The organism is Ignavibacteriales bacterium, from assembly GCA_016709155.1.
Lineage (GTDB): Bacteria > Bacteroidota > Ignavibacteria > Ignavibacteriales > Ignavibacteriaceae > JADJEI01.
Genome location: JADJEI010000001.1, coordinates 260,227 through 285,549, shown reverse-complemented (window position 1 = coordinate 285,549; position 25,323 = coordinate 260,227). Strand labels below are relative to the sequence as shown.

Annotated in this window: 24 protein-coding genes, 2 tRNA genes and 2 pseudogenes; 13 read left to right on the top strand and 15 right to left on the bottom strand. The window is 34.1% G+C overall.

Annotation, left to right across the window (positions count from 1 at the left end; all coding sequences use genetic code 11):
- Positions 1 to 19: 19 nt before the first annotated feature.
- From IPH11_01510 to IPH11_01455, 12 genes and pseudogenes are all read right to left on the bottom strand, one after another.
- The gene (locus IPH11_01510) at positions 20 to 934 is read right to left on the bottom strand and encodes a formate dehydrogenase accessory protein FdhE (GenBank protein ID MBK6912404.1); all 915 of its coding nucleotides are present in this window, start codon (positions 932 to 934) and stop codon (positions 20 to 22) included.
- A 15-nt stretch (positions 935 to 949) separates the two neighbouring features.
- Positions 950 to 1,690, bottom strand: a complete 741-nt coding sequence (locus IPH11_01505; GenBank protein MBK6912403.1) for a hypothetical protein — start codon at positions 1,688 to 1,690, stop codon at positions 950 to 952.
- On the bottom strand, positions 1,669 to 2,064 hold the full coding sequence (locus IPH11_01500; GenBank protein MBK6912402.1) for a hypothetical protein: 396 nt from the start codon (positions 2,062 to 2,064) through the stop codon (positions 1,669 to 1,671). The genes IPH11_01505 and IPH11_01500 overlap by 22 nt, the downstream gene beginning before the upstream one ends.
- Positions 2,065 to 2,103: 39 nt before the next feature.
- The gene (fdhD, locus tag IPH11_01495) at positions 2,104 to 2,970 is read right to left on the bottom strand and encodes a formate dehydrogenase accessory sulfurtransferase FdhD (protein ID MBK6912401.1); all 867 of its coding nucleotides are present in this window, start codon (positions 2,968 to 2,970) and stop codon (positions 2,104 to 2,106) included.
- 36 nt (positions 2,971 to 3,006) lie between these two features.
- On the bottom strand, positions 3,007 to 3,600 hold the full coding sequence (locus IPH11_01490; protein MBK6912400.1) for a hypothetical protein: 594 nt from the start codon (positions 3,598 to 3,600) through the stop codon (positions 3,007 to 3,009).
- Between the two features lie 937 nt (positions 3,601 to 4,537).
- Positions 4,538 to 4,939, bottom strand: coding sequence for a PEGA domain-containing protein (locus IPH11_01485; protein MBK6912399.1), 402 nt, complete (start codon positions 4,937 to 4,939; stop codon positions 4,538 to 4,540).
- 363 nt (positions 4,940 to 5,302) lie between these two features.
- Positions 5,303 to 7,723 carry a T9SS type A sorting domain-containing protein gene (locus tag IPH11_01480; GenBank protein ID MBK6912398.1) on the bottom strand — a complete coding sequence of 807 codons (2,421 nt, stop codon included), beginning with the start codon at positions 7,721 to 7,723 and terminating at the stop codon, positions 5,303 to 5,305.
- 316 nt (positions 7,724 to 8,039) lie between these two features.
- A complete protein-coding gene (locus IPH11_01475) occupies positions 8,040 to 9,857 on the bottom strand; it encodes a T9SS type A sorting domain-containing protein (protein MBK6912397.1) in 1,818 nt (605 codons plus the stop codon).
- Positions 9,858 to 9,979: 122 nt separating this feature from the next.
- Positions 9,980 to 10,618 carry a response regulator transcription factor gene (locus tag IPH11_01470; GenBank protein MBK6912396.1) on the bottom strand — a complete coding sequence of 213 codons (639 nt, stop codon included), beginning with the start codon at positions 10,616 to 10,618 and terminating at the stop codon, positions 9,980 to 9,982.
- Positions 10,619 to 10,721: 103 nt separating this feature from the next.
- Complete coding sequence (locus tag IPH11_01465) at positions 10,722 to 11,927, bottom strand: hypothetical protein (GenBank protein MBK6912395.1); 1,206 nt, start codon at positions 11,925 to 11,927, stop codon at positions 10,722 to 10,724.
- A 72-nt stretch (positions 11,928 to 11,999) separates the two neighbouring features.
- Positions 12,000 to 12,272: pseudogene (locus IPH11_01460) on the bottom strand (hypothetical protein).
- A gap of 385 nt (positions 12,273 to 12,657) precedes the next feature.
- A tRNA-Ser gene (locus IPH11_01455) sits at positions 12,658 to 12,747 on the bottom strand.
- A 115-nt stretch (positions 12,748 to 12,862) separates the two neighbouring features.
- Between IPH11_01455 and IPH11_01450 the strand changes: the two genes are divergently transcribed.
- The 6 genes from IPH11_01450 to IPH11_01425 all read left to right on the top strand — a co-directional run bounded on the left by IPH11_01450 (position 12,863) and on the right by IPH11_01425 (position 17,157).
- Positions 12,863 to 13,603 carry a ZIP family metal transporter gene (locus tag IPH11_01450; GenBank protein MBK6912394.1) on the top strand — a complete coding sequence of 247 codons (741 nt, stop codon included), beginning with the start codon at positions 12,863 to 12,865 and terminating at the stop codon, positions 13,601 to 13,603.
- Positions 13,604 to 13,621: 18 nt separating this feature from the next.
- Positions 13,622 to 13,709 (top strand) — tRNA-Ser (locus tag IPH11_01445).
- Positions 13,710 to 13,922: 213 nt separating this feature from the next.
- Complete coding sequence (locus IPH11_01440; protein ID MBK6912393.1) at positions 13,923 to 14,510, top strand: polysaccharide deacetylase family protein; 588 nt, start codon at positions 13,923 to 13,925, stop codon at positions 14,508 to 14,510.
- A 30-nt stretch (positions 14,511 to 14,540) separates the two neighbouring features.
- Entirely contained in the window at positions 14,541 to 15,392 is an 852-nt protein-coding gene (locus IPH11_01435; GenBank protein ID MBK6912392.1) for a T9SS type A sorting domain-containing protein, read from the top strand.
- 17 nt (positions 15,393 to 15,409) lie between these two features.
- Positions 15,410 to 15,652, top strand: a complete 243-nt coding sequence (locus IPH11_01430) for a hypothetical protein (GenBank protein MBK6912391.1) — start codon at positions 15,410 to 15,412, stop codon at positions 15,650 to 15,652.
- 152 nt (positions 15,653 to 15,804) lie between these two features.
- Positions 15,805 to 17,157: an MATE family efflux transporter gene (locus tag IPH11_01425; protein MBK6912390.1), complete on the top strand. Its 1,353-nt coding sequence runs from the start codon at positions 15,805 to 15,807 to the stop codon at positions 17,155 to 17,157.
- Here IPH11_01425 and IPH11_01420 read toward each other — a convergent pair.
- Genes IPH11_01420 through IPH11_01410 form a run of 3 tightly spaced genes read right to left on the bottom strand, consistent with a single transcriptional unit; the run spans position 17,154 to position 19,671 of the window.
- On the bottom strand, positions 17,154 to 17,543 hold the full coding sequence (locus IPH11_01420; GenBank protein MBK6912389.1) for a hypothetical protein: 390 nt from the start codon (positions 17,541 to 17,543) through the stop codon (positions 17,154 to 17,156). The two genes, IPH11_01425 and IPH11_01420, sit on opposite strands and share 4 nt — an antisense overlap.
- Positions 17,544 to 17,588: 45 nt before the next feature.
- Positions 17,589 to 17,951, bottom strand: coding sequence for a hypothetical protein (locus tag IPH11_01415; GenBank protein ID MBK6912388.1), 363 nt, complete (start codon positions 17,949 to 17,951; stop codon positions 17,589 to 17,591).
- 7 nt (positions 17,952 to 17,958) lie between these two features.
- A complete protein-coding gene (locus IPH11_01410) occupies positions 17,959 to 19,671 on the bottom strand; it encodes a GIY-YIG nuclease family protein (GenBank protein ID MBK6912387.1) in 1,713 nt (570 codons plus the stop codon).
- 84 nt (positions 19,672 to 19,755) lie between these two features.
- Between IPH11_01410 and IPH11_01405 the strand changes: the two genes are divergently transcribed.
- The 7 genes and pseudogenes from IPH11_01405 to aroA all read left to right on the top strand — a co-directional run bounded on the left by IPH11_01405 (position 19,756) and on the right by aroA (position 25,323).
- Positions 19,756 to 20,559, top strand: a complete 804-nt coding sequence (locus IPH11_01405; protein ID MBK6912386.1) for a TIGR00282 family metallophosphoesterase — start codon at positions 19,756 to 19,758, stop codon at positions 20,557 to 20,559.
- Between the two features lie 3 nt (positions 20,560 to 20,562).
- On the top strand, positions 20,563 to 21,570 hold the full coding sequence (locus tag IPH11_01400) for a site-specific DNA-methyltransferase (protein MBK6912385.1): 1,008 nt from the start codon (positions 20,563 to 20,565) through the stop codon (positions 21,568 to 21,570).
- Complete coding sequence (gene folD, locus IPH11_01395) at positions 21,567 to 22,448, top strand: bifunctional methylenetetrahydrofolate dehydrogenase/methenyltetrahydrofolate cyclohydrolase FolD (GenBank protein MBK6912384.1); 882 nt, start codon at positions 21,567 to 21,569, stop codon at positions 22,446 to 22,448. The genes IPH11_01400 and folD overlap by 4 nt, the downstream gene beginning before the upstream one ends.
- 104 nt (positions 22,449 to 22,552) lie before the next feature.
- Positions 22,553 to 23,214, top strand: a pseudogene (gene deoC / locus IPH11_01390) (deoxyribose-phosphate aldolase).
- A gap of 2 nt (positions 23,215 to 23,216) precedes the next feature.
- Positions 23,217 to 23,438, top strand: coding sequence for a hypothetical protein (locus IPH11_01385; protein ID MBK6912383.1), 222 nt, complete (start codon positions 23,217 to 23,219; stop codon positions 23,436 to 23,438).
- 3 nt (positions 23,439 to 23,441) lie between these two features.
- Entirely contained in the window at positions 23,442 to 24,029 is a 588-nt protein-coding gene (locus IPH11_01380) for an RNA methyltransferase (GenBank protein MBK6912382.1), read from the top strand.
- Between the two features lie 10 nt (positions 24,030 to 24,039).
- The gene (gene aroA, locus IPH11_01375) at positions 24,040 to 25,323 is read left to right on the top strand and encodes a 3-phosphoshikimate 1-carboxyvinyltransferase (protein ID MBK6912381.1); all 1,284 of its coding nucleotides are present in this window, start codon (positions 24,040 to 24,042) and stop codon (positions 25,321 to 25,323) included.

Here is a 25,323-nt window from a genome sequence, read left to right as displayed (position 1 = left end):
ATTTTAAGTCACTTCATATTTAGTTGAATTCAACTTTTTGACGATACATTAATAATTCATTTCCATCAGAGTTATCATATCTTACAGTTAGCACTGATTCCTGAATGTAACCTTTCTGTGCTGCAATGATATCAAGTGGAAGAGTTCCAAGATAAAATTTATCGAAAGGAAAATCCTTTAACTCAATATTGCCTCGTACTTCTTTTAGATATCGTTTGCATTTTTTACAAACCTGCACTCTGTATGATTCTTCACTTTCAGGGTTTAGTATTTGCAGCGATTTATGATCTTCATTTAAACAATAAGCACATTGAGTTCTTTTGAAATTCCATTTCGTATTACAGCATAAACACCAGAGAGTACGTTGACCAACTTCAGAATTGATATGAGCCATCCCGGGCCAGTGACCGCAAACCGGGCAATATCCACTGAACCAGTTCAGCTTGTCTAATCCTTCTAATAAATATTCTGAAGCAAACTGTCTGTAAGGTCGAGCAAAATAAATTGCAAAGAAAGTGAATATATCTTCAGCAAGATTATTATCACGAATTACTTTTCTTATATGGTTGCCCTCATTTTTTATTATCTGAAGAAGAAGATCGTTGGCTTTAATTTTTTCCTGAACCATTGCTTCGGAAATGTCATTTAAATCTTCTGTACGGTCGGAGAGATTTTTCTTTAACAGATCAAGAAGTTCAACAGCAATTCTATTTGACTCATTTTTGTTTAGTTCAACACCACAAGGTCGAAACAGATAATGCCCATCCGAGAGCCTTTGCTTTCTCTCTTCAACATCCTCTCGCAATGGCAATTTCTTAAAGAGAGGAGAAGTTTTACAGCTTTCAAAAAAAATCTTCAGGTCAGAGGCTAGCGACTCTAACTTTCTAATATTGTCTTCCATTTCAGAAGTACTATTTGTTTTCGCGTTATTCATGCTTCTTCAATTAAATTAGAATGCAACCTTTCCAGAAAGAAATAAATACAAAGCTGAATTAGTTTTTTCGTCAACTTCTTCGTCACCCTGCAAGGTCGTGGAAATATTTCCAAGTTCAAGTGAGATTGAGAAACCACTTACTATCGGGAAAACAAAATTGCCATAAATGACAAAGTTTTGTGCAGTGGCACCGGCAGCAAGATTATCAGTTTGATTTTTATCTAAACCGCCGCCAACAATCAGATTAAAATGGTCATCTATTTTGGAAGTAATGTTTCCCCAAACTCCAAGATTTTTTCTCTCATCATTGTTTTTACCGTTACCAGCGACAGTAAAAAGATTTGCGTTATTCAAGTTGGTGCCAACATTAAATTCGCCATGTAATTCAAAGTATTTATGAAAAGGCAAAGTGAAGTCAGCGCCAAAACCGGAAGAGTTATAATCGAAATCAGAAGTATCAGGGTTGGGGGAAAATTTTGCATAGACGAAATAAAAGCCGATAGTTTTATTCTCCATAAACATTGCCGATAAACGACCTTGAACCATTGGAAGAAGTGCTTTGTTATCATCACCCAAACCTGAAGTTGTTTCGCGTGTCGCTTCAGCTAATGCCAATTGGATCATAGGCTTAAATCCCTCTATAGGAATTTTGTACACCATTTGTATCTGACCACGACGGAAACCTAAATTACCGCTAAACCAAAGATTGCCATTGGTATTGTTTGTAACAGCATTTAAGGGGAGAAGATATCCCATTGCTGCCCGAATCGAAATTCAAAATTATCAAATGCTACTGAAGCATAAGCGAGACGAATTCGGGGGTTTACATTTGAATCAAAACCGTTAGCACTAAAAAAATCTAGTTCTATTAGTCCCCCTACCTTTAAATCCTCGCCGAATATTCCTTTCAACCCAAAACGTGTATGTTTGGCGGTAAACCCTAACGCACCCTGGTCCACACCATTCGCAATTTGAGGCGATGAAAGGTTCGGATTACCAAATGAGTTAACTCCATTAGACGAATAGACTGCATCTCCTTTAACAAAGCCATAAGGCTTTAATTCCAGACCTTGAGGAAGTAGAGAAGCGGATAAAATTAAACTGAACAATACTGCATATAAAGATTTCATTTAAGCTCCTGAAATTAATTTAAGTTTTTTTCGTACATATTATTTATTGTTTAATGATTCGTGTTCGAATAATTCTTTATCTAAAATTTTATTTTGTTCTTCATCAAAGTTGATTCGTTCAGGGTGCGTATAAATGTTTAGTCTTCTACCTCTTGCAAAACCTATCAGTGTTATTCCACACTCCTCAGCAATGTCAATTGCCAAACTTGTTGGAGCAGTTTTAGAAACAACCACAGGTATCTGAGCACGGGCAGCTTTCAGCATCATATCCGATGAGATTCTGCCGGATGAATACAAAATCGTATTACGAAATTCGTACTTGCATTTAAGCGCGCAGCCTATCACCTTATCAACTGCGTTATGCCGACCGATATCTTCACGTAATATAACTTTATCATCTTCACAGAATAATGAAACTGAATGGATGCATCCTGTCCTGTCATACCATTCGGAATTATTCACAAGATGCTTGAACAATCCAGGGAGTGATTTAACATTTGTGTTAACTTTATAATCAACTGGTTTCAGATTTTTTCTTCTATACTCAAGATTTGAAATAACTCCCTGTCCACAGCCAGAGCTCATTGTTCGGGAATTAGCCCACTCTTTCACAATGCTTTTATTTTTTTCGGCAAGAATAAAATCTATTCTATGCTCATTTTGATTTTTGATGATATGATCAATTTCTTCAATGCTGGATACAATTCCCTCTGTAAAAAGAAATCCAATTGCAAGATCATCACAATCAATAGGACTGCAGGCAAATCTAACTAGCTCTTTCCCATCAATACTAATCTTTAAATTAATTTCTATTGCGATCCATTCCTCTTCTTCCCTAATAGGAAAGTTTCGGATGAAGTTTGGAGTCTCATTCCATTTAATAACTTTTCTTTTCTCAGCAATCATATTTTGCAATTCAGATTTATAAACTTTTGTTTTCTCTTAATAAATAGATGCAATAAGCCAAAGGGATGCTATTGTAAACAAGTAGAAGCCAGGGGTCAGTCTTCTATTAAATGAAAATTTTCGTTTCATCATTTTCTCTGCTGCATAAACACCAAGTGGTGCAGTAATTAAACCACTCAATGCTGAAGCAGGCAAACCTCTTGTTAACAAGTAGTCGATCGCTCTTTGTAGTCCGCCTTCCGGCCAGTAAGGTTCAATGAATACATAATTTACTATTACCAGGAACACAATCGCTGCCGAAATATTTGTCAGAACTCCAAGAATTACAGGATTATATTTTTCAAACCAGTGCTTTTTAAATACTACACTGGTAAAGAAGTCGAATGATCCTGCAAGAGCCATTACACCTGCCCACTGACAAATAAAAAAATGATCACTGTATGTTTTATAAATGCAAACTATTAACCCTATCATAATGCTCGTTGCAGGTATATTAACTATTCGCCTGGCTGTGACGAGAAAAAATAAACCAATAGCACATTGAATAAAAACAGGGAGGTCCAACATTTCGAAAAATCCCCACAAAGAACCGATTACTACTAATAAAAGAAAGAGTTCTATTCGCTTCATAATTTTTACTTCCTTTCAGGATAACGATTTTATTTTTTTTATTTTATCCATTTCATAAAACAAAGACATTGTTGTTCATTAAAATATGTTTATAAGGCTTTTTGATTTTTATGGATAGAAACAAAACATGGATATATCTTTGAGCTCCAAAACAAACATGGTACTTCAGATTTTGTATTATATTTTTAAAGGTAGTGGGAGAATGATTTTCACTTCGAATTAAAGTTTTGCTTTTGCTATTAAACAATGCGTGATTTAGAATTTTGACAGAATGCGATATAAGAAAATTGCGAATAATATTAATGATATAATTATTAAATAAATATAAACATATTGGGGAGGTGTATTTCAAGTGATTGGATCTAAGCAGTCGATTAAGCGCGTTCGATAAGTATTTGAACAACAGCATCTTGTATGTCCCCTTTAACAAATCTTTTCCGCAATTTGAATACAATAAAATAAATGTATTCAACAAAATCAAAATCTACAGTTAAAACTTATCTATGTGTTGTTCTAATGTCAAGCAAAAAAAAAACTATTGGTTGTTGAACAGAATGCTTTGGTATTTATTCATTATAGTGCATTAAATAATTTGTTCGACTTAAGCATAAAATGGCTCTCACTTATTTTAAAACAATATTTTGAAGTTTTACCCAATCAAGTCACGGGACTGAAAGAGATTATTGCCCCAATAAGTAGGCATTAAAAAGCCGTGAGCTTTATTTATTGGAAAAGAATTTCAACTAATTATCGAAGGTATAAGATTGACTTTTGTAAAATTAATTCAAGTCAGTTTTATCTTCTGTGAATATGTAAATATTTATTTAAAAAATACTTCACCCCAACCTTATCCTATTGTCAAGTTAAACGCAGATCTTGACCCCATAAGGTGACTAAAATAGAAAACTGGTTAAAAACTGGAGAGAGAAAATAAAAACTACTTTTTCTTAACTTTTGTTTCAATTTTTGCTGGAAGCAATTCAACCGATAAATTATCTGGAATCAAATTATACATTGAGCCGGTAAGAAAATCTATGACCATTCCAGGCAGTAAACCATTTAAAACATTTCCCCAAAACCAAAACGAAATTTTCCTTGTTAGCTGTGTCTCGTAAGGGTCAAAACCGTCAAGTTCAAATTTTATTGTATGATTTATTCCTCGCTCTATATTTACTACTTGCGGTGAGTTTCCGAATTTTTTCCCATCAATGGTAATTTTTGCATTCGCAGGAGATGTAATTAATTCAACATCTTCTGTGGTTGTATTCAGGATTGTCGCACAACCTGTTAAATAAAAAATGAGAATATAAGTAAGGCTAAAGATTGATTTAATTTTCATTTTAATTCTTCGTTTATAGAATAATCGAATAATGCTGTGGAATAGTTTAATTAATCAGGCAGTTAAAGCGGAGTTTTCCAAAGAAGTTAATTGAATAAGAAGAATAATTGAAGTGCATTTTCCCAAATGGAGCGGAGAGGGTGGGATTCGATATTCCGCTTAGAAGCATGGCAACAATATTATGGATTTATTATTTATTATTGATTATTAGTTTGTAGAGACTTCCGAAAAATTGCGTTATCTCGATCATGCAGATAGCATTGCAATTCAGAATACTATAGTAGATTCTGATCCAGATGGGCCAAATGAGTTTATCAGTGAGTTCTTATTTTTTAGAAGCCTCTCAACATAAAGTTTGCTTAATTATTTGAGAAGAATAAATTTCTTCGTTTGAGTAAGTCCCCCAGCCTGTAATTGGTAGTAGTACACACCGCTTGACAGGTTGATAGCATGTCCTACATTGAACTCAACTTCATAAGTGCCGGGCTGCTGCTGCTCGCTTACGAGTGTGGCTACTTGGTTGCCAAGTATGTCATAGACAAGAAGCCTCACCCCCAACCCCTCTCCAAAGGAGAGGGGAGTAGAAGGGATAGTATATTTTATTTTTGTTGTTGGATTAAACGGATTTGGATAGTTCTGCTCAAGTGAAAATTCTGTTGGTGAAGTTATTTCAACTTCAACTGTGTTCGAGTATTCGAATGTTCCATCAAAATCTGTTTGTTTTAGTCTGTACTGATAAATCCCTGTTGGAAGATTCTCATCAACGAAAGAATAACTCTTAGGTTCGGTTATAGAACCGAAGCCGGGAACGAAACCGATTACTTTCCAACCTCTCCCGGCTTCGCCACCCTCTCCTTCGTAAGGAGAGGGAAGGGGTGAGGTTCTTTCTATTTCAAACCCGCTGTTATTTGTCTCCGTTGCAGTTTGCCAATTGAGAGTGACTTTGTTTTGATTTACTGCTGCTGTAAAGATTGTTAGTTCTATGGGAATCACGGTCGAAATATTTTTTAATACCATGCCGAAAAACCCAACTAACCAACCTGTTTTGTTTTCAGTAAAAAAAATCGATTCAATAGCCCAACGGGTATTTATCCTCTGATCGATCCAGCTAGTTCCTCCATCAGTCGTCTTCAGCACTGTACCTTCATCTCCGACAACAAAGCCGATACTATTATCTATAAAACGAACGGATTGTAATTTATAAGGTAATTGACTTACCTGGAAATCCCAATTAATTCCTCCATCAATAGTTCTTAAAATCGTACCTGATTCTCCAACAACCCACCCTGTATTGTTATCAATAAAAAAAACCGAAGTGAAATTATTACTTGTTCCACTGACCTGGGCAATCCAATCTTTTCCGCCATTAGTTGTTTTCAATATTGTTCCTGAGGTTCCGACAGTCCAGCCAATATTACTATCAATAAAATAAATCGAATTTAAAATGTAGTTGTTACCAGTCAAAATGATTTCCCAAAATAATCCTCCATTAGTTGTTTTTAAGAGTGTACCAGCCCAGCCCACAGTAAAACCAATTTGTGAATTTATAAAGTAAACCGATTTCAATGGAAAACTAATTCCACTCTGTTGAAATATCCAGGAATTTCCTCCATCAGTTGTTTTAAAAATGTTGCCAGAATCACCTACGATCCAACCGGTTGTAGTATCAGTAAAATAAGCAGAATGGACTTGGAAGGATAAAAAAGAAATCATTTGCCAATTCAGACCCGTATCGATTGTCTTAAATATTTCACCTTGGTCACCAACTATAAAACCTATCTGTTCAGTAACAAAAAATACTTCCTCTAAATGGTTAATTGTAAAATACTTTGATAGCCTCTCCCAATTATTTCCACTGTTTGTTGATCTATATACAGAACCGAAACTCCCAACTGCCCAAACATTATTGATGTCAAGTGCAAAAATTGAATCAAAAAAGCCCGTATTTTCAGTAGTATATGGAATCCAGTTCACACCTCCATCTGTCGTTTTGAAGATGGAGCTAAATAGACCAACTAACCACCCATTATTATTATCAATGAAATAAACTGATTTGAAATTATAATCAAAACCGATATTGTAAAAAGTCCAATTCATCCCCCCATTTGTAGTTCTTAGAATTTTACCGTCAGTTAATCCTACTGCCCATCCATTGGCGTTATCAACAAAGAATATCGAATAAAAAACATTGCCTGAAAAAAGTTGAGGCGACCAATTTTCTCCTCCATCTACCGTATGAAATATTTCAGTCCCCCCAACAATCCAACCGTTATTTGAGTCAGTAAAAAACACATCATCCAAAACCTGTACAGTACCACTTATTTGAGCATACCAATCTTCTCCCCCATTTGTAGTTTTTAATATTGTACCAAAGCAACCAACAGCCCAACCGGTATAAATATCAATAAAATGAACAGAGTGCAATTCATAAGATGTACTACTTAGCTTATAAATCCAGGTATCTCCTCCATCTGTTGTTTTTAGGATTGTTCCAGCATCTCCAACAATCCAACCATTATTTTGGTCCGCAAAATAAACTGAATGAAGAGCTTCATCAACATCCTCAGAAAGTACATGCTGCAAAACCCAGTTAATCCCTCCATCTTCTGATTTTAATATTGTACCTCCACCCCCAACTGCCCAACCAGTCATTGAGTCAATAAAAAAATTTGATAATAAATAATTATGAGTAGGCAGAGGATTGTTCCAATCCCATTCGTATTGAGCAAAAGATTTACTCTGAAGTATTACTAATAATAAGCAGGTTATGTAAAATATTTTCATAATATTCTCCAAATATGATTTCTGTTTCTTTAATGCGGCTATTACTTAAAATTCGCCTTCAAATATACTATTAAATAAAAATTAATATTATCAATGTTAAAAAAATGCGAATAGTGCCATTCGTTTTAAAGTTATTATTCAATAGGTTGTCAACCAATTACTCTTGTTTAGCAGATCAGAACTTAAGGTGTTATTATAAAATGTACTATAAAAACTCAAAGGGTATAGTAGTAGTACAAATCATCCTTTGTTAGTTTTCACTTATCTCATATTTACAATGACAACATTAGTCAATATTAACGAGGGGCAATTGATACTATTTTGTCAACAACATTTTTTTAGAAGATGTAAACGCACCTGCGTTTATCTGATATAAATAAACTCCGCTCGCCAAAGTTGAAGCATTAAGTTCAACTTCGTAAGTGCCGGGCTGTTGCTGCTCGTTTACGAGTGTTGCTACTTCGTTGCCGAGTATGTCATACACAAGTAGCCTCACCGCCGACCCCTCTCCAAAGAAGAGGGGAGTTGAAGGAACTGTGTATTTTATTTTTGTTATTGGATTAAATGGATTCGGATAGTTCTGCGAGAGTTCAAATCTATCAACGCCAACAAAACTTCCGGTTTTATCTCTTCTATTTTCTGTTTCTCCCGGTTTAGGCGAATTAGTTGTAGTAATACTTTGTGAAAATTCGCAAGCTCCCAAATCCCAAATACTATTGTCAGGACGGAAATATCCACATATGTCGGGATTATATTCTTTATTTTTAAATAAGATAAATTCCATACCAGCATTAATAGCGGGAGATGAATAATCAAGATAATATTCACGAATTAATTGAGGCTCCTCTGATAAGGAATGTAAATCCACTTCTGAGGATAATTGCCACTGCTGTAAAGTTGAAAAACTGTCACGTTCCGAAATGAACAAACCTGGCTTATCGTCCGGATAAAACAAATTGTAGTCGCATTGCTTTGGAACTAAAAAATGATTCCGACTTCTTTTTACTCCGATGCCATTTATTTCAGTAAAAATATTATTCATGTAACTCACGTAAACTGTATCTATAAAGTCCGCAAGCAGAAGTGCAAACTCAGAAGTATTAACAATTGTATTGTTGTATAATTCAATATGGCCAACCAAGCCAGTAACCCATGGCGTACCTAATGCAATTCCTTGTTCAGTATTTTTAATGAAGTTATCGTAGGCTCTGACATAATGACCTCTTATCTTTAAACCATAAGCTCTGTTTGAAATAAATTGATTATAACGCACAATAGTTCCATAACCGCCCACATCCAGACCCCATAAATTACCTTCGCAGTAGTTTCTTTCAAATATTCCGCCGATAAATTCCGGTTCTCCTTCCCCCTCTTTTTGCTTGGTTATGGCTATTCCATGATCTAAATCGTCACTGGTCATAACGTTATCGTGAACCCAGAAATTATCTGCATATTTTAATTGTAATGCATCACCCCTTGGACCGCTGCCAGCATTGATTATCTGTGAAAAGCCTAATTCACAATCAGCGCCCAGCATAAATATTCCATCGTTATAAGTTTCTGTGATGAATGAATTTAAAATCTTTGCATTTTTACCTTCAGTGTAAATCCCATACACGTATGTAAAATATGTGCTGCCTGTGTTATGAATAAAAACACTATCAACAACGAGATTAAGAATTTTACCTGATCCCACATCTGCATGAATGCCATCTTTTGAATAATTCATTATCTCTATATTGGATATGACGAAATTTGGCGAGCTAATTGATATTCCAATTGAAATTGAAGAATCAAATTCAGAAAACTCATTTTCTCCATTAAATATGGGTTTAGCACCATAACCAAATGAGCTTAACGTAATTGGATCATCATAATCTCCATTTGTATCCTCTCCAAACACTAGAAATTCCCCTTTCCATTCGTCTCCTCTCATGAAGAGAATTGAATCTCCCCCCTGAAATATCCCAGATTCGGCTAAAATGTTAATACGGGTAAGTGAACGGAATGCACTATCTGGAGATAAGCCATTATTATCATCGTTCCCAAGAGAAGATGAAATATAATAATTAGTTTGTGCATTAATTGAAATCGAAAGTACAATAAACAAAACATAATAAAGTACGTTTTTCATAAGGCAGCCTCTAAGATTAAAAAAATATCATTTCATACATTTCATATGCATTATGATATTTTAATTAGCTTAAATCAATCGCACGTTCGTGGTATTTTAGGGAAGAAAACGGAAGGGGATTATTAGAACAATTTTTCTTTAAAGGCTTTAGAAATCACTCCGCTTCTGGAATGAACATGAAGTTTCTCATAAATATTTTTAATGTGAGTATTTACAGTATGAAAGCTTATAAATAATTTATCAGCAATTTGACTCTTGTTTAATCCGTCTATAAGCATACTTAATATTTCTTTTTCTCTATCTGTTAAACCATAATTTCCCGGAGGTGGATTCAAAAGTTTGAATCGGTCGATTACTTTTCTGGCAATCTGTGTGTTCATCGGAGCGCCGCCCAATCCTACTTCTTTGATTGCTTCAAGAATATTTTCTGGTGTTGAATCTTTCAATAAATAACCAGATGCACCGTAGTACAACGCTTCAAAAACAGAATTATCATCATCGTGAATTGTCAATATTATTATTTGAGTAGATGGACTAATTTTCTTCAATACTTTGATCCCGTCAATTCCGCTCATTCCTTGAAGGCTTATATCCAATAAAATAATCTCCGGTGGTGCCTCCTTGTTCAGCTTTAGGAATGCTTCTTCGCATGATGAAAAAGCAAATCGGCAGACGAATTCAGTTGACTGGTTTATAAGTTTAAATATAGTTCGCCGATAGTGAGTATTATCCTCGATTATCCATAGTGTAATCTTATCCAATGAATTCACTTCTCTTTCCGTAAATCAATTCAGGTTATTAATAAAATTGAAAGATTTATAAATTTTTCTGAAACCCAGCTAACTTATTAATGCAATTCATTACTCAATTATTTTTCACTGCCAAAGTAATAGTAGTGCCCTTTGATGGCTTACTATTAATTTCTAGTAATCCATTTATTCCTTTAGCTCTTTGTTTTAAATTTTTAATGCCATCGCCTAATATTACCTCAGTTTCATCAAACCCTAATCCATCATCGATTACTTTTAGATAAAGATACTTTGATTTTTCTTCCAAAGAAATTAGAACTTTCTTTGCCTTGGAGTGTTTAACTATATTGTTTAGAATTTCTTTATAAATTAAAAATAAATTTTTTCTAAACTTCATATCCTTGATATTTATTTTTTCCGTTTTATTCATAATGAATGAATATTCAATGCCATTAAGCAGTTTTGCCGTGGTTTCCTTCATCTTCAGAATTAAATCTTCCTGGTTATCGTGATCGGGATTTATGAACCAAATTATATCACGTATTGAATCAGCGGATTCTCTGGCGGTCACTATTATTTCTTCAAGCATATTTTTTTCTTCTGAATTTAGATGTTCACTCTTTTTAATGATTTGGCTTGAGACTGATATACTGCTGAGGTTACTGCCTATTTCATCATGAAGATCGCTTGCTATCCTGCTTCTAATTAATGCTTTTGCTATTTCTTCTTCTCGCTTTATAGAATTAATTCTATCCCCGAGAGCAAATGATAGAATAGTCATTTCGATTAAAATTCCTATTTGCATTCCATACTCAGATAAAAATGATTCGTTGACAAATGCAAAAACGCTTAACACTCTAAATAATGTCCCCAATAAAAAAAATGATGCTGCTACTAAAAAAAAAGCTGCGTTCTTATTTCCTTTTTTAAGACAATATACCCCGGTTCCAAAAGAAAAAAGAATATAGATTACTCCGACAGGTGTTGTAAAGATTGAACTACTGACTTGTAGAATTATGATTAATAAAACATCCAATCCGAGAGAATAAATAAAAATCAAGCACAACCGATTTAAAAAATTCGAATATTTTTTTAGCTGTAAAAATTCTCTGACGAAGAGTAATCCAAAAAATGAGACCGAGGCGGCAGAAATATTTGCTGAAATTAAATTATAATGTGGATTATCCGGTGTAAAATATTGAAAATAGATCCCATCAAGATTACCTTGATAATACAGAACAGATGATACAAAAAGGGAAAATAAAAAATAGCTAAAGTCTTTTATAGAGAAGAAAAGGAAAAGATTATAAACAGCCATCATTACAAGACCACCATAAAACAAACCAAGGACAATATATTCATTTTGTCCTTTCTCATAAAATAAATTTGGCAGCCAGGTTTCCAGGTTGAGTTGAATAGGTTTCTCAGATTCAATCCGAATATAATACGTTTTTGTTTCCTGTAGATTTAAATTAGTTTGAAAAACTATAAAACGGCTATTGTTTTCCCGGGCTTCCCTTGGGAAAATGAGTCCGGCTTTATCTTTCTTAAATCTTCCATTACTTAATGGAGTAAAAAGAATAGCTTTATCAATGCCAGCAGAATTTAAACTTAAAAGCCAATTAGTTTTCTTGGAATTATTCCTGATAGTAAACCGCAGCCAAATTACTTCAGAGCGATATCCTAAATTTAACTGTTCCTGCTTTAGATTCTTAAATTAATTGAACACAGAATCCCGGGATACGTCTTTTATTGTTTGTATCTTTGTGCTGTCAAATAATGTGTATATAAATGAATTAACAGAGTAAGAGTTAAGACCATCTCTTAGAATTAATTGGTTCTGTGCGAAATTTTTGGGGATGAAAATGCAAAACAGAAATAGTATATATAAAACTAAATATTTCATTTTCATTATGAGGTAAATCTTGTTAGAAATAATGAAAGACTAAATAAACATTTTAATAATTTCACTTCCTTAATAATCACAAAAGTATTAAAATAATTTAGTCAATATTTCTATAATAACTTGAAGTTGTGATGAGTACTATTATTGGCGGAGAGGGTGGGATTCGAACCCACGGTACCCTTACGAGTACACTACCTTTCCAGGGTAGCCAATTCAACCACTCTTGCACCTCTCCAATTAAGGTTGCAAATATAATTATTTAAGTTTAGCCTACCAAAAATTCGCCACGATTTGGGGAAATAAGTTTGGAGAGTTATTTTCAAAGTAATAAAATTTCAATTATTCAAATAATGATTTCGTTTCTTGTCCAGCCGATAATCGCTTTCCTATCTGCAATTTCAGGCGCAGTTTTTACTTCGATGCTTAAACTTAATCATCGGAGGCTGTGCAGCTTGATTTCTTTTTCTGCAGGGGCGTTGATGGGTGCAGCACTTTTTGCGCTGCTTCCCGAAGCAGGAAATAGTATTTCATTAATCGAAGTTGCATTTAGCATATCGTCGGGGTATTTTTTATTTTTTTTCATTAGTAAATATTATTCTCACGTTTGTCCTGCTTGCTCAGCATCGCACTTTGACGAAAAAACAACTAAGAAATTTTCCGAAATATTTCTTACTTTATTTACTGCATTGTCATTTCATTCTTTCCTCGATGGTATTGCCATTACTACGAGTGCAGAACATTTTGAAAAAGTAAGTTCTGTTTTTGTGGCAATACTAATTCATAAATTTCCTGAAGGTCTGGCATTAGCTTCTTTGATGTTTGGAGCAGGTTATTCCAAAATTAAAGTTTTATTATATGTCGCGTTAGTAGAAGTCACAACTGTGATTGGGGGCTTAGTGGGATTTTACTTTTTGCAGGAAGGGGTTAGTCCGCTGTTAATGGGAATTTTACTTGCTCATATATCCGGCGGATTTATTTATTTATCATTTCATGCAATTTTTGGTGAAATGTTAAAAAATCATACGGTTTTAGTTTTAAGTAATTTTATATTTGGTGCGCTGATAATATTAGTTTCAACATTGTATATTTAATAAGCCAAATATTTTATCGGAGAGATGCCAGAGTGGTTGAACGGGGCGGTCTCGAAAACCGTTGACCGATTTTTTCGGTCCGAGGGTTCGAATCCCTCTCTCTCCGCTGAATTTCAACACTTCTTTATTCTCCAATTTTATAAAATACGTTCAATAAAAGATGTTTCTTTATGGTTCACTTTTTATTGCTTGTCCTTTTTTGAAATTATTCTCGACTGAAGTAATTCATAAGATTTTGATTTTGGAGATATTTAAGATGCTTTTGTTTAAGTTTGTGGCATAAATCGTGTTTTCTAAATCATTTAACATAAGAAATCTAATGCGTGATCGATTAAAAATATTATTATTTACTTTGATTATTTCGCAGGTAAGTATTTTGCCAAATATTCTTTATAAAGATTTAATTCCTGAATCAGTGCTTCGTGATGATACTACACTCATCGGGCAGGTTGATGTTAAAAGGTGGCAGGATGATAAATCATCTGCCTTCAGTTTTTCTTTTGATGATGGATTATTATCTCAATACACATTTGCATTTCCTATACTTGAACATTATGGATTTAAGGGAACGTTTTATTTAATTCCACCTTATGTAACCGATTCATTACCTGGTATTTGGCGTTATGGAAGTTGGCGGGAATTCATTGAAGCCTCTGATTCCGGTCATGAAATTGGATCACATTCTATGACCCACCCTCATTTTCCCGACCTCGAAATAGGAGATACTTTATTGGAAGGTTCATTGTTGTTCGAATTGTATGAATCTAAACAGATTATTGATTCTAAACTGCCTGATAAAAATTGTATCACGTTTGCTTATCCTTATTCAGAACATAACAGTATTGTGGATTATTTTACAAGTTTGTTTTATCAATCAGCAAGGGCTGTTGGACCTGAATCTACTTGATATTCTCTTAATGATTCAGCCTGGTTTGGGTTGAATAGTTTTCCATTTACTTTTGATCTACCGCGTGATTCCTTGTTTGATGACCTTGATGAATTTGAAGATTTTAAAGATTGGGTTCAATCCTCCATGGCTCAAAACGGTTGGGCAATTATGCAAACACATGAAACTCTTCCTTACTCCTTACTTCAAGATGCAATTCAAGCTGGTTTATATGAACCGGTTGCAGCAGAGTGGTTTGAACTTGTCTGTAATTGGATATATGATCAGACAATTAATAATCATGTTTGGGTTGCAACGGTTGCTAATGTTACAAAATATATGAAAGAACGCGATTCATATTTTACGAACTTAGTCAGCGCCACTTCAGATAAAATTCAAATTGAACTATCAGATACTCTTGATAATGCAATTTATAATTTCCCAATCACAGCCGACATAATCGTCCCTGATAATTGGAATGAAATTACTTTAATTCAAGGCAGCACGACTTCATTTTACAATTCTTTTTTTGATGGAATCAATTTTATTGTCAGAGTTCAGGTTATTCCTGATGCTGGAATGATTGAACTTTACAATAGTCATTTAACAAGTGTAGAATCAATTGCTGAAATATTGCCGGATGATTTTATCCTACATCAAAATTATCCAAACCCGTTTAACCCCTCAACCAAAATAAAATTTGATTTGAAAAATCGCTCGCATGTTGAATTGTCAATCTTTGATATGTTGGGAAGGGAAATTACTAAATTAGTTGATAGCGAGTTTGAAAGCGGCGCTCACGAAGTAATATTCGATCCAAAGGAATTGGCTTCAGGTATCTATTTTTACAAAATTTTGGTTGGCAATAAGCAAGAAGTAAAAAAATTAATTCTTTCTAAATAAATTTTTGGAAATTTTATATGAAAACATTTGGACTAATTGTGTTATTCTTTTTTTTATTAGGTGGAATTCTCGGCTCATCGCTTGAAATTTTCAAAGCACAGAAAGACAGCTCAGCTTTTCTTGTTAATAGTTTAGGCTTGGAAAAAATAAAGAAACTATCTATGAGGCAGATAGATAGTCTGAGTGCTCACAATAATTTGTATTTTACTCAAAAAAATTTTCTAAAAGGAAATACTTCTTCTATAAAAAATAGCAACTAAAATTATTGATTAAGAATATTTAGTATCCCCCATCATATTTCTATTAATATTCCACGTTCATTAATAAACCTCTTCCTTTCTACATTCACTATTAACAGCACTCATTTAGAAGTTCAATTATTTCTTAAATTGCATTATACTTATTACTTGAAATGAGAGAATCTTCTGATTTAAAAAATATTAAAGAAACCATAAATTTAGCCTATCCGGTAATGATAGGTCAACTTGGGTTTATGATGATGGGCGTCGTTGACAGTTTGATGGTGGGGGAAATTGGTGCAGCACCGCTTGCAGCAGCATCGCTTGGGAACAGTTTAACTATGGTAATATTTATAGTTAGTCTTGGTGTGGCAATTGCAGTCACACCGCTTGTAGCAATTTCAAACGGTGCAGGAGATCAGGATGGGTGCGAGAAATATTTTAAACAATCTATACTGGTCAACATCACTTTTGGGCTAATAACTTTAACCGTCATAGTAATTATTTCATATTTTATTCAATATCTTGAGCAGCCGCAGGAGGTGGTGAATCAAGCTTCCTCTTACACAAGAATATTAGGACTTTCTATCATCCCGGTCTTAATGTTCCATTCATACAAGCAATTTATTGAAGGATTGTCTTTCACAAAACCAGCCATGTACTTTTCAATACTCGCTAATTTAGTAAATGCATTCACTAATTGGTTATTGATTTATGGTAATCTTGGTTTTCCTCAATTAGGACTTGATGGAGCCGGATGGGCTACCTTAATGTCAAGAATTTTCATGGCTGTAGGATTAATTATTTATACAAATCGTTCTCTCAACTTTCGAAGTTATAATATGCTGCCGGTCGTTCATTCGATTGATTATCCAACAATAAAAAAAATATTAAATCTGGGCTTGCCAAGTGGGTTCCAATATTTATTTGAGGTGGGAGCTTTTTCATTTGCAGTTATAATGGTGGGGTGGATAGGTACAAAGCCGCTTGCGGCTCATCAGATTGCAATCAACCTTGCTTCAATTTCATTCATGATTGTGCTTGGTATCTCTTCTGCCGGTGGAATTAGAGTTGGAGATGCACTCGGTAAAAAAGATTTTGTTGGTGTAAGAACTGCCGGCATCACGGCTTTAGTTTTGGGTGTTGCGTTAATGACATTATTTGGAATCCTATTTATGAGTTTGAATAGGTATTTACCAACGCTTTACATAAAGGATGATGAGGTAATATTGATTGCTTCTTCATTAATTATTATTGCAGCAATATTCCAGATATTCGATGGCGTGCAGGCTGTCGGTATCGGTATATTGCGCGGACTTACCGATGTTAAAATTCCAACTCTTATTACTTTTATTGCCTACTGGATAATAGGACTGCCGTCAGCTTACTTGTTTGGATTTGTCTTTGGTTTGGGTGTTATTGGAATTTGGGTGGGGTTATTAATCAGCCTGGCGGCTTCCGCATCAATGCTGACAGTTAGATTTATCAAGAAGACAAGGCAACTCGTTGATATCAATTCTACCTAATCAGTAACAATTTTTGTTATTAGACTTTTGGCTATTACTTCAAAATAAATATTGACAGGGTTTAATTTTTTTATCTGATCGGATAGTATCTCTCTCGGGTTTTCTTCTTTTATTAACGAGTTGGTTTGCTGTGAAATTTTTTCTTTTGATGCTGCAACAACAAATGGCTTCTTATAATATTTGGCTATTATTGCTGAGGATAAGCTGCCGGTTTTATTAATCACACTTCCATCTTTTAATATTTTATCCGCGCCTATCAAAACTAAATCAACTTGTGGAATAAATTTTGCCATCAGGGCTTCTGTAATTAAAGTTGTATCAAGTCCATGCTTTGCTAATTCTTTTGCAGCGAATCTTCCTTCAAATTTTGGGCGCGATTCACACACTGTAACCTTAATATTTTTATTCTGATGTTTCCAAAGTTTTAAAACTTAAATAATTGTTCTGCTGTTCGATAGAGTAAATATAAAGTCGGATTGTGAATAGCACGCATAAAGTTTTTTGAAAATAGCGCGGTAAGTATCCTCACAGTAATGGCTCGATTCTTTCAAATAATTCTCTAATTGTTTTAGTTGATTTTTTTGCAATAGTTTTTCGTACTTATCTAAATTTGATTTTATTACCTGAAATTCAGAAAATGATTTTTTGAAGATTGAGATTATTCTGTTGAGCGATTCGCGCCGCTTAATATTTATCAAAAGAATTTTATTGATCTTTATTAGCAAATCCTGGGAACCGGATCGCTTATCATTTAATATCGGAAGAAGTAGATCTTGATTGTTTAAATTATTCACTTTCAGCCTAACTATTTTCTGTCATAAAATTTTTTATATCGAATGTAGATTCCGCCGGAGGAATATTTATAGTGAAATGATTTTGGAGAGCAGCAAAGAGTAAACGTTTAGTCTCATAATTTTTCAAGTAATAAATTTTTACTTTGTTCCGATTCTTAATAATCCAATTTAAAATGATTTTCATTTTTTCAAGATCTTCATCAGTTGGGAAATTATCAACTTGAATTGAACCGGAATAGAAATCGTCAAGCGCTTGTTCAAAGGTATCTCTTTTTTCAAGTGCATATTTTTTAACGAATACTTTCCCCTCAATTAAAAGAAGATAATCAGTTCCAAATTTTTCATTCACTTCAAATAATACTTTAGCTGAATTAACAGGCTCGGCAAGCAGTGAAGATTTATGAGTTTGTGCTAAAATCAAATCAATAACAGATTTAATCTCTGCAGCTTTTTCAAACTGAAGTGACTCGGAGTAATTTTTCATTTTACCAAGCAAGCGATTTAATGCGAATTGATTCTTGCCGTAGAGAAATTCATAAACTTTTTCAAGTTCTTCTTGATACTCTCCGCCATAGGAAAATTCGCAAGGAGCAATGCATCTGTCAATTTCTGCAAGGAAACATTTTTTCCCTTTTGAGAAATCTCTATCTGTACATTCACGGAGTGCAAAAGTTTTATCAATCATCTCGCGAATCGAATCAACTTTTTTTCTCGAAATAAATAATCCGAAATAATCATTACCGTCAAAATCAAAATAATTAGAAATTTCAATTGCAGGTGCCGGATGATTTTTTGTAATTCTTAAAAAATATTTATTACCATATTTTTTTAACTGTGAATTGTGTTTTGGATTGAGCTGTTTGATTAACTCAGCTTCAAGCAGCAGAGCAGTTAATTCGGAATTTGTAATCTGAATATTTAAATGCGAAGCTTGTTGTATTATCTTTTTTGATTTGCGTGGTGTTGATGAAGAAAAGTAAGAGTTGAGCCTGTCACGCAGTGATTTGGCTTTCCCGATATAAATAATATTTCCTTTACTATTTAGAAAATAATATATGCCAGGAGCATTTGGCAGTACTGATGTATCTTCTGCAAGTGATTTTTTAATTTTTATTTTCTTTTTTATGTCAGGCGATTTTTGAAAATCAAGCAATTTATCGAGCGTTGTGATTTCAAAATTCTTATAAAGATTATCAATCATCTTGAATAATATTTTTGCCGTAGCCTGTGCGTCCGATAAAGCACGATGTGAATTTTTATTTCTGATTCCAAGATATTTGCATACTGCCCCGAGTGATTTACTCGGCAATTCCGGATATAAGCGTCGTGCAATTTTTAATGTACACAGATCTTTATTCGGAATATCCTCTCTGTCAAGGCTTAATAATTCTCTTCTTAAAAAACTTTTATCAAATGATAAATTATGTCCTGTTAGAATTGAAGCCCCTATGAACGAAAGTATATCATCGGCTATCTCTTCAAAGAATGGAGCATCATAAACATCGTCATTAGTTATTCCGGTGAATTGAGTTATGTAGTATGGAATTTCCCGACCGGGATTAATGAATGAATGAAAGTTATCTATAATTTCCCCATCCCGGATTTTGACTAATGCTATTTCTATAATTCTATTATTTGAAGGGCTTAATCCAGTTGTTTCAACATCCACGACAGTAAAATCTGTGTCGGTTAGTATTTTTATAATATTTTCTTTTGCCATCAAATTATTTTCGTTAATAACACATCACTGCTAATTTTTTCTTACTTCAATTTTAGATATATTTAACAACAAAAATAACAAAAGATGAATGTGATTAATATACTTTTTATAGGGGATATCATCGGCAAACCGGGATTAAATTTTGTTCAAACCTGGCTGCCTGGATTAATTCAAAAATATAAAGCTGATCTCGTTATAGCCAATGGTGAGAATTCTTCAGATGGTAAAGGATGTACTGATAAAGAAGGTAAAATTCTTTTCGATCTTGGAGTGCATGTGATTACGGGCGGCAACCATACCTGGGATAAACATCAGTCGCAGGATTTTTTAAAAGCCGAGCCGAGAGCAATACGTCCTTGCAATTATCCAAAAGGTACTTATGGAAATGGTTATTACATCGCTCAAACTAAAAAGGGCAAGGTGGGTGTTCTGAATATACAAGGAAGAACTTTTATGGCAAGTATTGATTGTCCATTTCGTACTGCTGATTGGGTACTCACTAAATTAAGGGATGAAACTAAAGTTATCGTTGTTGATTTCCATGCCGAAGCCACGGCAGAAAAGATTGCGATGTCTGCGCATCTTGACGGCAGGGTTAGTCTATTGCTTGGTACACACACTCACACGCAAACTTCCGACGAAAGAATTCTTGAAAAGGGAACAGGTTATATTACTGATGTTGGAATGACAGGACCATACGATTCCGTAATTGGTATGAAAACGGTTGCAGCTCTGAATAGATTTATTTTTCAAACTCCACAGAAATATGAAACGGCGGAAAACGATGTCCATCTATGCGGAATATTTGCTTCTGTTGATACAGATACAGGAAAGACAAATAATATCGAACGAATATTTTTCCCCGAGTTCACCAAATCTTCAAAATAGATTATGGAAAATTTCCCGCTGCCAAGACTTGATGATGATGAAGAACTAAAAAATTATTTACTTCCTTATTGCAGGTTGAAGCGTGGAGATATCTGGACTGACGCTTTAAAGCATCATAAAGTTTTATGCGATGATTGTACAAACGATTTATTAATTAAAAAATTAATGGGGGAAGAAAAATCAACTCTTGCTTTGCACGATCCGCCATATAATTTTATAGCCTTCGATCAAAGACAATTGGATAATTTTATTGAATGGTCAAAAAGGTGGGTGAATATTACATCGTTTTCATTGGCTGATAACAGCTCGTTATATATTTGGCTGGGAGCAGATCAAAAAAATCATTTTCAACCTTTACCGCAATTTATGAGCATGATGGCTGGGACTGATTTTTATTCACGGAGTTTTATTACAATGCGCAATCAACGCGGTTACGGGACTCAAAAAAATTGGATGTCTATTCGTCAGGAACTATTGTATTATACCAAAGGCGTTCCATCTTTTGATGTAAATGCTGAGTACACAGATATACCTAAAATATTGAGAGGATACTACAAAGAAATTCATGGCGTTGTAACAGAAAATTCTGAAAGAAGTAATTCGCAGTTTATTCGTGCAGGAAATGTTTGGGTGGATGTTCAACAAGTATTTTATCGAATGGAAGAAAATGTAAACGGCTGCTTTGCTCAAAAACCGTTAAAAGCTGTTAAAAGAATTATTCAGGCAAGCAGTTCTGAAAATGATGTTGTGATAGATTTCTTTTCACATTCCGGAACAACATTGCTCGCTGCGGAGATACTAAATCGAAAATGTTTTTGTGCAGATATTGATCCTGTCTTTTGTGAAATATCCATTAGAAGAATTGAAAATTTTAGAGCTAATCGCAAAAAAGGCTGGCAAAACTCTAATCCTTTCTATAAAGAAATTGAATCAAATAATTCACTTAAAAATTATTTACAAAAAAAATATTCCGAACTTAAAACAACTGCATTGAAGGCCTATTTAATATGATTCTTATTGATGGAAAAAAAATTGCACTTGATATTCGAAACGAATTGAAAGAAAAAATTTCTAAATTAAAAAATGAAACAGGCAGAGTTCCCGGATTAGTCGCCATTTTGGTAGGCGAAAATCCCGCATCAAAAATTTATGTTTCGAGCAAAGCAAAAGCCTGTGAAGAAATTGGTATGCTCAGCCGTGTAGAAAGATTACCTGAAAATATTTCTGAAGTTGAATTACTAGCAACAGTTGAAAAATACAATTCAGATAATAATTTTCATGGAATATTAGTTCAGCTTCCGCTTCCAAAACATATAAATGAAGATAAAATTATCGAAGCAATTTCAACTGATAAAGATGTTGATGGCTTTCATCCTGTAAGTGTTGGAAAACTAGTTATCGGTAAAGATACATTTATTCCATGTACGCCTGCCGGCATTCAGGAATTGTTGAAACGATATAACATAGCTACGAAAGGCAAACATGTTGTTGTGCTCGGGAGAAGCAATATAGTTGGGAAACCAATCGCAAATATATTAATACAGAAAAAAAATTTTGCTAATTCAATCGTAACGATTTGCCATTCTGCTGCTCGTGATTTAAGGCAATTTACTTTGCAGGCTGATATTCTTATCGCTGCGATCGGCAAGCCTGAGTTTGTAAAAGCAGATATGGTTAAGGAAGGATGTGTTATTATTGATGTTGGAATAAATAGAATTGATGATACCAATTCAGCGAAAGGATATCGAATTGTCGGTGACGTAGATTTCGAAAATGTATCGCCGAAATCTTCATACATTACTCCTGTTCCAGGAGGGGTTGGTCCGATGACTATAGCAATGCTTCTAACTAATACTTATAAATCATTCTTAACAGCGAGCAACAAATGAATCCAAAGGCTATTTATTATGAACAAGAAATAAATAAATTTTTAGATCAGTTTAATTTAAGCGAAACAAAAAATTAAAACTCTGTTGAATTAAATGCTGCAAATATCGCTTCGTACCTTGATCATACTCTATTGAAACCAGAGGCATCAAAGGATGAAATAAAAATTCTATGCGAAGAAGCTCTCCAATTTAATTTTGCTTCTGTCTGTGTTAATTCATCCAATACCGAATTCTGTTTTGATCTTTTGAAAGAAAGCAATGTGAAAGTATGTACTGTTATTGGTTTTCCGCTTGGTTCTACTCTTTCATCCGTAAAAGTTTTTGAGGCTGAAGAAGCAATAAAGGCTGGGGCGGAAGAAATAGATATGGTAATTAATTCAGGTAAACTAAAAGAACAGGACGACGAATACGAGCTGCATGAAATTCAAGCGGTTGTCTTAGTTGCAAAAAATTTAATTCTTTGGTTAAAGTTATTTTAGAAACATGCCTTTTAACTGATGAAGAAAAAGTACGTGCCTGCTTGCTTTGTAAAAAAGCAAAAGCTGATTTTGTAAAAACTTCAACAGGATTTTCTAAGGGTGGGGCGACTCTGCATGATGTTGCTTTAATGAAATTTGTCGTTGGCGATTCTTTAAAGGTTAAAGCTTCCGGCGGTATTCGTTCTTTAGAAGATGCAAAAGCAATGATAGCTGCAGGCGCAGATAGGCTTGGCACAAGTTCGGGTGTAAAAATTATGCAGGGTATATCCTCTAATTCTAATTATTAAAAATGGTATTAGATTTAATTGTAAAAAAAACTAATGATGGTTTCACTGCAGAAGTTCCATCTATTAATGGATGCGAGTGCTGGGCGCATGATGAAGATACAGTTCTTGGGAAGATTTTTAATCTAACTGCATTCTATCTTAATCTTGATACAAAAAAAATAAAACTTGATCGTGCAAGAAATGAAGATAATAGCACAGTTTACAAACTTGTATTTGATAAGTAAAAAGTGAAATCAAGTCGAACTGAAAACCGTGAACAAAAAATATTAAGAGTTGCTGCTTCAAGACAATTCGATTTTAATATTGTACTTGAGAACATTCATGATCCTCACAACGTTAGCGCAATATTCAGAAGCTGTGATGCGGTAGGCATTCCGGAAGTTTCTTTAGTTTACAGCACAGAACAATTTCCGCGCATTGGGAAAAAATCTTCAGCATCTGCTTTCAAATGGGTAAAAAGTAAAAAATATAATTCTATTGCAGGGTGTTATAATAATTTACACGAACGCGGATTTAAAATCTATGCTTCCTCGATTACTGAAAAATCAAAATCACTTTACGATCTTGACTTATCTGAGAATACTGCAATAGTTCTTGGCAATGAACATCGAGGTGTATCTTCCGAAGCCCAAAAATTGGCTGATGATAATTTTATGATACCAATGCATGGGATGGTGCAAAGTTTAAATGTATCTGTAGCTGCTGCTGTAATTTTATACGAAGCAATGCGGCAGAGACAAATTAAAGGACTTTATCCATTCAAGAAAAACAAATCAGCGGAAATGGATTTGATAGACGAATGGATACTCAAATAAATGATCAGCAATGATTCAGAAATTTGAAAAGATAAAAAAAATTAAAGGTGAATTAGTTTTGCCGGGCGACAAATCTATCTCGCATCGTTCAGTGATGTTAGCTTCACTTGCGAAAGGAAAGTCTTTCATTCATAACCTTTCTAACTCCGAAGATGTACTCTCAACAAAAAAATGTTTTACTCAATTGGGCGCTTCAATAATTGATAATGGAGATACAGTAGAAATTGTTGGCAGGGGGTATAAAGGTTTTGTCAAAAGCGAGAATGAATTATATGCCGGAAATTCAGGGACGACAGCGCGTTTATTGATGGGTATATTATCAGGACAGAATTTTTCATCTGTGATTACCGGTGATAAATCTTTATCCTCCCGACCGATGCGACGAGTAATTGAACCATTATCTTTAATGGGAGTAAAAACTGAAACAGCATCGGAGCAATTTCTGCCGATAAAAATTTTCCCGCCTAAAGAAATAGTTCCGATTAATTACGAGCTGCCTGTTGCAAGCGCTCAGGTAAAGAACGCAATCTTGTTGGCAGGATTACATTGCAGTAGTTCAACGGAAGTAATTGAAAATATTCCGACAAGGAATCATACAGAATTAATGCTTGGGTTGAAAATAATTAACAGTAATAAAAAAATAATTTCTGTTGTTTCTAAAAAAAACTATCCTGAATCCAATGAATATTTTATTCCTTCTGATATTTCTACTGCTTCATTCTTTATTGTGCTAACCTTGTTAACTAAACAAAGTGAACTTTTACTTAAAAATATTTCGTTGAACGATACACGCACAGGGATTTTAAAAGTACTTCAAGAAATGGGCGGAAAAATTGAATTATTAAATGAGAACATTATAAATGGCGAGAAAAGGGGAGATGTTTTTATTCAATCAAGTGAGCTGCGAAATGTAAAGATTGATAACACAATTATTCCAAATATTATTGATGAGATTCCGATACTTGCTGTTGCTGGATTATTTGCTGATTCTTCATTTGAAATCAGAAATGCCTCAGAGCTGCGAAAGAAGGAATCAGACAGAATAAATTCAATCTGCTATAATTTTAGATTGCTTGGATTGAATGTCAATGAATATGAAGACGGCTTCAAAGTAGAAGGTGATATCCAAAACCAACAAGTTATTTTTGAGAGTTTTGGAGATCACAGAATTGCAATGGCATTCTCAATATTATCCTTACTGCTAGATGAAGGTGCAGCGGTAAATAATTTTGAATGTGTAAAAATATCAAACCCTGATTTTATTACTCAGTTAAAATCTATTTCGTACTATTAA

What these genes read in the sequence shown, in the direction of transcription:
- IPH11_01510 (MBK6912404.1), bottom strand. Translation starts at nt 934, where the DNA reads ATGAATAACGCGAAAACAAATAGTACTTCTGAAATGGAAGACAATATT.
- IPH11_01440 (MBK6912393.1), top strand. Translation starts at nt 13,923, where the DNA reads ATGCGTGATCGATTAAAAATATTATTATTTACTTTGATTATTTCGCAG.
- IPH11_01480 (MBK6912398.1), bottom strand. Translation starts at nt 7,723, where the DNA reads ATGAAAATATTTTACATAACCTGCTTATTATTAGTAATACTTCAGAGT.
- folD (MBK6912384.1), top strand. Translation starts at nt 21,567, where the DNA reads ATGATTCTTATTGATGGAAAAAAAATTGCACTTGATATTCGAAACGAA.
- IPH11_01505 (MBK6912403.1), bottom strand. Translation starts at nt 1,690, where the DNA reads ATGGGATATCTTCTCCCCTTAAATGCTGTTACAAACAATACCAATGGC.
- IPH11_01490 (MBK6912400.1), bottom strand. Translation starts at nt 3,600, where the DNA reads ATGAAGCGAATAGAACTCTTTCTTTTATTAGTAGTAATCGGTTCTTTG.
- aroA (MBK6912381.1), top strand. Translation starts at nt 24,040, where the DNA reads ATGATTCAGAAATTTGAAAAGATAAAAAAAATTAAAGGTGAATTAGTT.
- IPH11_01475 (MBK6912397.1), bottom strand. Translation starts at nt 9,857, where the DNA reads ATGAAAAACGTACTTTATTATGTTTTGTTTATTGTACTTTCGATTTCA.
- IPH11_01400 (MBK6912385.1), top strand. Translation starts at nt 20,563, where the DNA reads ATGGAAAATTTCCCGCTGCCAAGACTTGATGATGATGAAGAACTAAAA.
- IPH11_01410 (MBK6912387.1), bottom strand. Translation starts at nt 19,671, where the DNA reads ATGGCAAAAGAAAATATTATAAAAATACTAACCGACACAGATTTTACT.
- IPH11_01405 (MBK6912386.1), top strand. Translation starts at nt 19,756, where the DNA reads ATGAATGTGATTAATATACTTTTTATAGGGGATATCATCGGCAAACCG.
- IPH11_01425 (MBK6912390.1), top strand. Translation starts at nt 15,805, where the DNA reads ATGAGAGAATCTTCTGATTTAAAAAATATTAAAGAAACCATAAATTTA.
- IPH11_01450 (MBK6912394.1), top strand. Translation starts at nt 12,863, where the DNA reads ATGATTTCGTTTCTTGTCCAGCCGATAATCGCTTTCCTATCTGCAATT.
- IPH11_01385 (MBK6912383.1), top strand. Translation starts at nt 23,217, where the DNA reads ATGGTATTAGATTTAATTGTAAAAAAAACTAATGATGGTTTCACTGCA.
- fdhD (MBK6912401.1), bottom strand. Translation starts at nt 2,970, where the DNA reads ATGATTGCTGAGAAAAGAAAAGTTATTAAATGGAATGAGACTCCAAAC.
- IPH11_01465 (MBK6912395.1), bottom strand. Translation starts at nt 11,927, where the DNA reads ATGATGGCTGTTTATAATCTTTTCCTTTTCTTCTCTATAAAAGACTTT.
- IPH11_01485 (MBK6912399.1), bottom strand. Translation starts at nt 4,939, where the DNA reads ATGAAAATTAAATCAATCTTTAGCCTTACTTATATTCTCATTTTTTAT.
- IPH11_01500 (MBK6912402.1), bottom strand. Translation starts at nt 2,064, where the DNA reads ATGAAATCTTTATATGCAGTATTGTTCAGTTTAATTTTATCCGCTTCT.
- IPH11_01430 (MBK6912391.1), top strand. Translation starts at nt 15,410, where the DNA reads ATGAAAACATTTGGACTAATTGTGTTATTCTTTTTTTTATTAGGTGGA.